This window comes from Streptomyces sp. URMC 127 (assembly GCF_051386535.1).
Taxonomy (GTDB): Bacteria; Actinomycetota; Actinomycetes; order Streptomycetales; family Streptomycetaceae; genus Streptomyces.
The window spans coordinates 1-2,748 of sequence record NZ_JBPQTW010000392.1; the positions used below are offsets into that span (position 1 = coordinate 1).

2 protein-coding genes are annotated in these 2,748 nt (G+C 65.3%); one reads left to right on the forward strand and one right to left on the reverse strand.

Features of this window, described 5'->3' with window-relative positions:
- Positions 1–885: SidA/IucD/PvdA family monooxygenase (locus tag ACSNOH_RS34340; RefSeq protein ID WP_436725369.1), on the forward strand; the 885-nt coding region annotated here is incomplete at its 5' end.
- Here ACSNOH_RS34340 and ACSNOH_RS34345 read toward each other — a convergent pair.
- The gene (locus ACSNOH_RS34345; RefSeq protein WP_436725370.1) at positions 841–2,658 is read right to left on the reverse strand and encodes a bifunctional metallophosphatase/5'-nucleotidase; all 1,818 of its coding nucleotides are present in this window, start codon (positions 2,656–2,658) and stop codon (positions 841–843) included. The genes ACSNOH_RS34340 and ACSNOH_RS34345 overlap by 45 nt on opposite strands.
- Between the last annotated feature and the right edge of the window lie 90 nt (positions 2,659–2,748).

Consider the following 2,748-nt stretch of genomic DNA (forward strand, 5'->3'; position numbering starts at 1 on the left):
CTCGTCGACGCCCCCGCCGTCCCCGTCATCCATTCCGCCGACTACCTCGACCACCGCGAACGCATCCTCGCCGCCGAACACATCACCGTCATCGGCTCCGGCCAATCAGGCGCAGAAGTCTTCCTCGACCTCCTCCGCAACCGCCCAACAGGCCGCGAAAAACTCCACTGGCTCGCCCGCACCCCCGCCTTCGCCCCCATGGAATACAGCAAACTCGGCCTCGAACAATTCACCCCCGACTACACCCGCTACTTCCACGCCCTCCCCGAACCCGTACGCAACCAACTCCTCCCCCAGCAATGGCAGCTCCACAAAGGCATCGCCGCCGAAACCCTCGCCGACATCCACGACGAGCTCTACCGCCGCAGCCTCCACGGCGGCTGGCCCGACACCGTCCTCACCCCCGGCGTCTTCGTCCGCACCGCCGGCCGCGTCGGCACCACCCGCGTCGAACTCCACCTCGAACACGCCCAGCAAGGCACCCGCTCCCGCATCACCACCGACGCCGTCATCCTCGCCACCGGCTACCGCGAACGCCCCGTCGACACCCTCCTCGCCGCCCTCGACCCCTACATCCGCCGCGACCACAGCGAACGCCCCCGCATCGACGAAAACCACCGCCTCGTCCTCGACCCCCTCGTCCGCGGCGCCATCCACGTCCAGAACGCCGAACGCCACACCCACGGCGTCGGCACCCCCGACCTCGGCCTCGCCGCCTGGCGCAGCGCCACCATCCTCAACGCCATCACGGGAAAGACGGCCTACCCCCTACCGGAGCGGACCGCCTTCACCACATTCGGCCTGGAACCGCGACCACAATCACGGCCCCGCACCACCGGATCAGAAGACCGGCGCACCATCCCGCGTCAGCTTCCAGTCCACTGAACCGAACTTCGCCACATCGATCGTCCCCTGCGCCTTCACCCAGGAAATGATCGTGTTACGGATCTCCTCCGAGTTGGCCCACACCTGCTTCGCCCGCGCCACATGCGGAAAATTCCCCCCGCCACTGGCCCGGTAATTGTTCACCGCCAGGACGAACTCGGCCGCGTCGTCCAGCGGCTTCCCGTCGAACATCACCTTCGCAACCCGCGCCCCCGGCGCCTTCGCGATATCGATCTCGTACGAGAGGCCGCTGACCACGTCATAGTTGTAATCCGGAACACCCTCCGCATTCGTCAGCTTCGCCGGATCCACCGGAACACCCGCCGGCGTCCGCACGTAATACCGCGCCGAGAACTCCAGATACTCCCGCAGCTGCGCGCCCGTCAGGACCCGGGCCTCCAGCGTGTTCTCGAACGGATACAGCCCCGCCACCTGACGGATCGAGACCTTCCCCGCCGGCACCCCGGCCGTCCGCGAGAAACACGACGCCTGCGACAACACCGGCAGCGACGCGTACGCCGTCCCCGCCAGCGCCGCCTTCACCGTCTCCTTCTGCACGTGGTTGATGAAGTCGATGACCGGAGTGTCCTTGTACGCCGCCTCCGCAGCACTCATCGCCGCCGTCGACGTACCGATCACCTGATTCACATACGCCACGACCTTCTCGTGCTCATCACGCAGCAGCCGGGTGATCTTCTTGTCCTCGGGCACCGCATTCGAGTTCAGCACCTTCGCACCCACCGACTCCACCTGCCAGCGGCCCCGCTCCCACACCAGACCGAAGTCGAACAACGTCAGCCGCTGGCCCCACTTCAGCGGCTCCGACAGCACCACCTGCTTGCCCGTCTTCTTGTTCACCACCCGGTACTCCGGGATCTCCGTATGCGCATGACCCACCAGAATCGCGTCGATCCCCGGCACCTGCTCCGCCACCAGCGCCGCCGCATTCTCGATATACGGCAGCTGATCACCGTACGACGACGTCCCGCTCGAACCCGAATGCGCCGACACAATCACCACATCCGCACCCATCGAACGCAGCCGCGGCACCCACTTCGCCGCCTGCTCCTCCAGGCCCGGGAACACCATCTTCCCCTGCACATTCGCCTTGTCCCAGATCGCAATCCCCGGATTCGTCAACCCCAGGACCGCCACCTTCACATCACGACCGAACGGCGTGCACACCCGCTTCATCACATACGGAGCAAAAGCCGGCCGCAACGACTTCGCATCCAGCGCATTTGCCCCCAGCAGCGGAAAATCACACTGCTCCTCGAACTTCCGCAGCACCGGAATCCCGTAATTGAACTCGTGATTCCCCAGCGCCGCCGCGTCGTACCCGATCGCATTCATCGCCTGCGCCATCGGATGCACCGGACCGCGCACCTTCGTGATCGGATCCACCTTCGCGTAGTAATACGACAGCTGAGTACCCTGAATCGTGTCACCTGCATCGATCAGCAGCGTGTTACGGCGCCCCTTCTCCGCCCGCACCTGATTCACCAGCGTCGAAATCTTCGCCAGACCCACATCATTGTGCGCCTTGTCATCGAACTCGGCATCCGTGAAATAGTCCCAGTTGAAGACGTTCCCATGCAGATCCGTCGTCCCCATGACGGTGAAGGAATACCTCCGCTTCCCCCGGCCGCCGCCCATCAGACCCGCATCCACCTCCTGCGCCTCCGCAGACCCGGCACCCACCGCCCCCACGAGCGCGACACCCGCACCCGTCGCAGCAGTACGCCCCAGAAAATTCCTCCGGTTCAGCGGCACGTCAAACTCCCCAAGTTCACAGTTCACGCCGTGACAGGTCACATCACGGCAACGCGCGTAGATTCTGACCCCGCCCCCACCACCCGCAAC